The organism is Vibrio genomosp. F10 str. 9ZD137, from assembly GCF_049974785.1.
In the GTDB taxonomy this organism is placed as follows: domain Bacteria; phylum Pseudomonadota; class Gammaproteobacteria; order Enterobacterales; family Vibrionaceae; genus Vibrio.
In genome coordinates, this window is record NZ_JBNGCJ010000587.1 from 1 (window position 1) to 3,542 (window position 3,542).

The 3,542-nt window shown below is 45.6% G+C and carries 2 protein-coding genes and 1 pseudogene; 1 reads left to right on the top strand and 2 read right to left on the bottom strand.

From position 1 onward, the window contains the following. On the top strand, positions 1 to 2,540 hold a 2,540-nt coding region (locus tag ACP45E_RS14190; RefSeq protein WP_069585150.1), incomplete at its 5' end, for a hybrid sensor histidine kinase/response regulator. Between the two features lie 26 nt (positions 2,541 to 2,566). Here the strand turns inward: ACP45E_RS14190 and ACP45E_RS14195 are convergent. Beyond that, a complete protein-coding gene (locus tag ACP45E_RS14195) occupies positions 2,567 to 3,055 on the bottom strand; it encodes a hypothetical protein (protein ID WP_017035708.1) in 489 nt (162 codons plus the stop codon). Between the two features lie 120 nt (positions 3,056 to 3,175). Beyond that, positions 3,176 to 3,542: pseudogene (locus ACP45E_RS14200) on the bottom strand (cation acetate symporter); the annotation flags it as partial.

Consider the following 3,542-nt stretch of genomic DNA (forward strand, 5'->3'; position numbering starts at 1 on the left):
AACCGCTCTTCCGATCTGCTTATGTCATCAGTGTCCCAATGTCTGTGGGAGCTGACAATATTGCTCTGTTGGCGTTTTTAGGCGGCACCTCTGCGGCAAGTGGTATGGTGATCGTCTCTACCATTGCACTCGCTATCATGGTGTCAAATGACTTGGTTATGCCACTGTTGCTACGGCGAATGCGGATTACTGGGAAAAATCATCGACACTTTTCTGGGTTATTGCTGATCATTCGACGCGCCTTGATTCTATTGTTACTGATTGGCGCATGGGGGTTTTATCAAGCCCTAGACACGATTCACTCTTTATCTGCCATTGGGTTCCTTTCATTTGCTGCGATTACTCAATTTGCTCCTGCCCTGATTGGAGGGATGTATTGGCGTACAGGTAACCGAAAAGGGGTGTATGTCGGTCTTGCTTTTGGGTTTGGCATCTGGCTCATCACCTTGATGAGTCAAACCGGTATTTTGGCAGGAGATGCAAGTAATAATGCCCTTCTTTGGGTGATCACCCCACCAGAGCTATTCACTGGCTGGGGAGTTCAAAGCTCTGATTGGGGAATGCTACTCAGCGTTTTGATCAATACGTTTTGCTATGTTTTCATTTCTATGGTGACGCGAGCTAGCCTAAGTGAGCGCTTACAATCGGCTTCATTTGTGGGTACGCCATTACCTGAAAGTGAAAACCAAAGCTTGTATCAAAGTCGAGTCACGGTGGCTGAACTGGAGATGCTGGCTTCTCGTTTTGTTGGGCGAACACGCGTCCGCAATGCGTTTAAGCAGTTTTGGAATCAGCAACATGAAACATTGTTGCCTAATCAACAGGCACCATCAACCTTGATTCGCCATACCGAACGTGTGCTGGCTGGTGTGTTTGGCGCTTCTTCCGCTAAGTTGGTACTGACTTCTGCACTGCAAGGTAAAAATATGCAGTTAGAGGAAGTGGCAACAATTGTTGATGAAGCATCGGAATTGTATGACTTTAGTCGAGGGCTTCTTCAAGGCGCTATTGAACATATTGGGCAAGGCATCGCCGTGGTTGATAGGCAACTGAGGCTGGTGGCCTGGAATCAGCGTTATCTAGAACTGTTTGAATTTCCCGCTGGGCTCATTCAAGTGGGAAGACCGATTGCTGATGTGATTCGACATAATGCTCAGAACGGGCTTTGCGGTCCGGGTGATCCTGAAGGCCATGTCCGACGACGAGTGCAACACTTAGAGCAAGGCACAAGGCACACCTCTTCTCGAATTCGCCCAGATGGTCGAGTGATTGAGGTACAAGGTAATCCAATGCCAAGCGGTGGTTTTGTGATGAGCTTTACCGACATCACCGTCTTTAGAGACGCAGAGCAAGCGTTAAAAGAAGCCAATGAAACGTTAGAGTCTCGGGTTTTAAAGCGTACACAAGAGTTAGAGCGCCTTAACAAGCAGTTAGTCAGTGCCACGCAACGTTCTGAGCACGAGTCTCAGTCAAAATCCCGTTTTTTGGCGGCAGTTAGCCACGATTTGATGCAACCACTTAACGCGGCGCGCTTGTTTGCATCATCCCTAACGGAAGTAGCGAAAGAACAAGAAGTGAAAGGTTTATCTCGCCATATTGAAAGCGCTTTGGAAGCCGCTGAGGATCTCATTGGCGATTTGCTCGACATCTCGCGGCTTGAATCGGGCAAATTAGATGTCAATATTCACAGCTTTGCCATAAAAGATGTTCTGGCAAATTTGGATGCGGAATTTAGCGCTCTTGCTAAGCAGCAGCAACTGTCTTTTAAGATGATCCCTTCGTCATTAGTCGTGAAGTCTGATCCCAAGTTATTAAGGCGAGTGGTCCAAAACTTTCTCACCAATGCTTTTCGCTATTGTCCGAAAGGCAAAGTGCGTCTCGGTGTGAGACGAGTCGGCGATGATGTTCGCATTGAGGTTTGGGATAATGGTATTGGCATTGATGAAAACAAACAGCAAGAGATCTTTGAAGAATTTACTCGAGGCAGTCAAATTCGTTCAGATCAAGGCCTAGGTCTTGGCCTGGCCATTTCAAAAGGTATAGCTCATGTATTAGGCCATCAAATATCGTTACGTTCTTGGCCAAAAGAAGGCAGCGTCTTTTCGATCACCTTGAATCGCGCGAGCAGTGAACAGATCGTTGAGATCAAACCCACATTGTTACCTGTATCTGACCTATCACATTTAAAAATTCTTTGTGTGGATAACGAACGTGAAATCTTAGTTGGAATGGAAAGCTTATTGGCGCGCTGGGGCTGTGAAATCAAAACGGCGGAGGATTTAATGCAAAGCTTGAAGGCTCTGGAAGATAATTGGGTTCCCGATGTCATTTTCTCAGACTATCGATTGGATAATGGCCGGACTGGATTAGAAGTTTTGCAGCAGTGTCGTCTGCGCTTAGGAGATAAGTTCAAAGGTGTCATTATTAGCGCGGATAGAACACAAGATATGCTGGATGGGATAAAGTCTAACGGGTTTGCTTTTATTCCTAAGCCGGTCAAACCGCTGAAACTGAGAGCTATTTTAAATCAGATAAAATAGCTCGCTTCTCATTGTTTGGGCTGATTTTATTCGGACTTATTCAGCAGCGTCTCGTAGGTCACGAAGATGGTTTGGGTGTCACCGTAGTATAGTGTGTCGTTCACTTGAGCGGCGACTCTTAACCAATTTTCCTCTGATGAAGGGGCGGGTAGTGTTACTTTCCAGTTAAGGTTGGTTTCGTCGATACGCACCATGCTCACAGGTGCACTTGTCTCTTCTAGGTTTTCCGCTAGCGATACTTTAATACCTTCTAAAGGAAGCTTTGAGCTGAGGCTGAGAAACAGTTGATCGTCAGTCAGGTTTTCTGAGCGAAACTTAATTTTAAATTCGCCATTTTCCATATCACATAAGCCACTCGTATAACGACAGTTCGATTTACTTAAGAGCTTGTATGCTTCTCCTTTTTTTGCTGCGTGGGGCTTCTCACTGAGGGCCAAATCCGTACCAACGTAAGCGAGAATCGAGAGAACAGGAGTAACGAGCATAGCAACGATGAGGTGCTTACTTTTAAACATATTGGCTTCCTTGCAGCAATAGGCGCTATAAAAAGTTAACTAATTGTAATAATAGATAAAGTACAGTATTGGACAGATAAAAAAAGCCCCCGAAGAGGCTTTTGTGGGATAGGTTATATTTTAGTGATCAACAGCATCACCAGCACCGGCAGGAATTCGCACGTGCTCAACCAAATCTTTTACTTCTTGTGGTGTTTCTGCGGTTACGCGAGAGACACAGAAAGCAACAACAAAGTTAAATACCGCACCAATTGCACCAAAGGCGTTTGGTTCAATACCTAAGAACCAGTTGCTTCCCCAGCTTTCAAGGTATGTCCAGTCAGCAACAAACAGAATGCCTTTGTGTTGGAATACGTAGAACAGTGTAATAGTGATACCTGTAATCATACCCGCAATAGCACCTTCTTTATTGATGGTCTTGCTGAAGATACCCATCATCAATGCCGGGAAGATAGAGGAAGCCGCTAGACCAAACGCGAGGGCAACC

Excerpts from the sequence above, each read along its gene's own strand:
- ACP45E_RS14195 (WP_017035708.1), bottom strand. The coding sequence starts at position 3,055 with ATGTTTAAAAGTAAGCACCTCATCGTTGCTATGCTCGTTACTCCTGTT.